Raw genomic sequence first — 2585 nt, forward strand, 5'->3', positions numbered from 1 at the left:
CGTAAGCGCGAATTTCCCCGCACCTTTTGCTGTTGAGTGCTCTGATGCATGAGGTGTCCACCAAAATAGGTGGACACCTTGTGATGGAAGAAGATGATCAGAAACTGCAGGTAAGGCTTGTTGGTCGGAACGGGAGACGCCGATACGACCCCGCATCGAAGAACCGTCTTGTCTCGGCCTGCCTTGAGCCTGGCGTGTCGGTATCGAGGCTTGCGCTCGAACATGGGGTCAATGCGAACCTTCTTCGGAAGTGGATAAAGAAGCGCACGGAGACCCAGTCCCTCCCGCCGTCCTCATCACCGTCGTTTATCCCGGTTCAGATTGAAAGCACTTCCGATCGGGCCTTGCTGCGACAGAGCAGCATGGCTGCGGTGGATTTGCCGGGGACTTGCGATGGAGTGCGTGGGTCGGCATCGAAAAGGGCTGCGCCTTTTTCCTCTCCAGCCAAGGTGAGCGCGTCACTGCCGAACGGGGTGAAGCTGACGCTGGAATGCGGTGATGTGGATGCGTTGGCAGCGGTCATCGGAGCGTTGGGTCATGTTCACACTGGGCGCTGACCTTCAAGTCTACCTTCACCGCGAGCCGATCGACTTCAGGGCCGGCATCAACAGCCTTGCGGTGCTGGTTCAGGAGACGATGGCGCTCGATCCGTTTGCTCCGGCGGTTTTTGCGTTCTGCAATCGCCGTCGCGATCGGATGAAGCTCTTGTTCTTCGACCGATCCGGCTTTGTGCTGGTCCTGAAGCGGCTGACCGAGGACAAGTTCCGGTGGCCGCGCCGCGAGGCGGCGGTCGTTCAGCTTACGACCGAGCAATTGCACTGGCTCCTCGACGGCATCGATATCGATGCAATGGTCCGCCATCCGGTGCGGCAATATCAGGTTGCTGGTTGAGGGCTCTCGAACTCCGCGGTTGACGCGGCGGCATGCTTTCGATTCAAGAATCTGATGAATCGATCCGGCGAACCGACTGTTGAAGAGCTGATGGCGCGTATTGCTGCGCTGCAGGCGGAGAACCGCCAGCTCACAGAACGCGTCGTCAAACTCGAGGAAGAGTTGGCGCTTGCACGGCTGCATCGTTTTGCGCCGAAGAGCGAAAAGCACATTGACCGCCTCTTCAATGAAGCCGAACAGGCCGCGGATGAGGACGATGCCGACAACGAAGATGGCGATGTCGTTGCTCTGCCGGACACGGGCTTGCCGGCGACCGACGGCACGACGGGAAAGAAGCGCGGCCGCAAGGCCTTGCCGGAAAACCTGCCGCGCGAGCGTGTCGAGTATGACCTTCCCGACGATAAGAAGGCCTGTCCATGCTGCCGTCACCAGATGCATCGCATGGGCGAGACCGTTACCGAGCAACTTCATATCGAGGTGAAGGCGAAGGTCCTGCAGAATGTGCGGTTCAAATATGCTTGCCGTCATTGCGACCGCACCGGGATCAACACCCCGGTCGTGATCGCGCCGATGCCCGCGCAGCCCTTGCCGGGCAGCATCGCCACGGCTTCGACGCTGGCCTTCGCGCTCGTTCATAAGTATGTCGACGGCACACCGCTCTACCGCTTGGCGCAGGCATTCGAGCGCGCAGGTGTTCCTGTCAGCCGTGGCGCTCTGGGCCACTGGGTGATCGGCTCGAGCGAAAAGCATCTCTCCCGCATCTATAACGCCCTGAAGCTGCGGCTCAGATCGCAGCCCCTCATCCATGGCGACGAGACGACTGTTCAGGTCCTAAAGGAAAAGGATCGAGAGGCCGCCAGCACGTCATATATGTGGGCTTACCGAAGCGGCGAGGACGGTGACGAGCCGATCGTGCTGCTCGATTATCAGCCGGGCCGCGGCCAGATATACCCGCAAACCTTCCTCGGCGATTATCGCGGGATAGTGATGAGTGATGGCTATTCCGCCTGGCGCACGCTGGATGGGGCAACCCATCTTGGGTGTATGGCCCATTCCAGACGACGCTTTGTCGACGCCCTCAAGGCGAGAAAGAAGGGTGGCGGACCACCGGAGCAGGCACTCCGCTTCTTCGAACAGCTCTACCGGATTGAAAGGCAGGCCAGGGACAGAAAACCCGAGGATGGTGAAACGCAGGCCGACTGCATTCGGCGCTCTCGCCAACAGCACAGCGTGCCCGTCCTGAACGCACTCAAGGCTTGGCTCGACGACATCGCGCCGAAGGTCTTGCCGGACAGCAAGCTCGGCGACGCTGTGTCCTACACTCTGAACCAGTGGGACTATCTGACGCGCCACACCGAGGACGGCAGGATGCCGATCGACAACAATCTTCTGGAGCGCGATATCAGAATTTTTGCAACCGGCAGAAAGAGTTGGCTGTTCAGCGATACCGTTGACGGAGCCAGAGCTAGCGCAGTCATCTATAGCCTGATGCTGACTTGCCGCGCCTGTGGCGTCGAGCCATTAGCCTGGTTACGCCACGTCCTTACTGAACTGCCTCAGCGCCCTCAGAACGTAGCTATCGACGATCTCCTGCCCTTCAACTTCCTCAAGGCCGCCGCAGCCTGACCGACGCGTCCGTCTGAAAGCGATCAGTTGCAAGGGCCGTCAACGTGCGGGGAAATGAGCGCTTACGA

The 2585-nt window shown here is 59.8% G+C and carries 3 protein-coding genes; all 3 read left to right on the plus strand.

Annotation, left to right across the window (positions count from 1 at the left end):
* The first annotated feature begins 83 nt into the window (after nt 1-83).
* From QN224_RS33375 to QN224_RS33385, 3 genes are read left to right on the plus strand one after another with little or no spacing between them, the layout of a single operon-like run.
* Nucleotides 84-557: a transposase gene (locus QN224_RS33375; protein ID WP_180939346.1), complete on the plus strand. Its 474-nt coding sequence runs from the start codon at nt 84-86 to the stop codon at nt 555-557.
* Entirely contained in the window at nt 538-891 is a 354-nt protein-coding gene (gene tnpB, locus QN224_RS33380) for an IS66 family insertion sequence element accessory protein TnpB (protein ID WP_180939347.1), read from the plus strand. Before QN224_RS33375 ends, tnpB begins: the two co-directional genes overlap by 20 nt.
* Before the next feature lie 54 nt (nt 892-945).
* Entirely contained in the window at nt 946-2517 is a 1572-nt protein-coding gene (locus QN224_RS33385; RefSeq protein WP_283980145.1) for an IS66 family transposase, read from the plus strand.
* The last annotated feature ends 68 nt before the right edge of the window (nt 2518-2585 follow it).

The organism is Sinorhizobium sp. 7-81, assembly GCF_030124405.1.
Taxonomy (GTDB): Bacteria; Pseudomonadota; Alphaproteobacteria; order Rhizobiales; family Rhizobiaceae; genus Sinorhizobium; species Sinorhizobium psoraleae.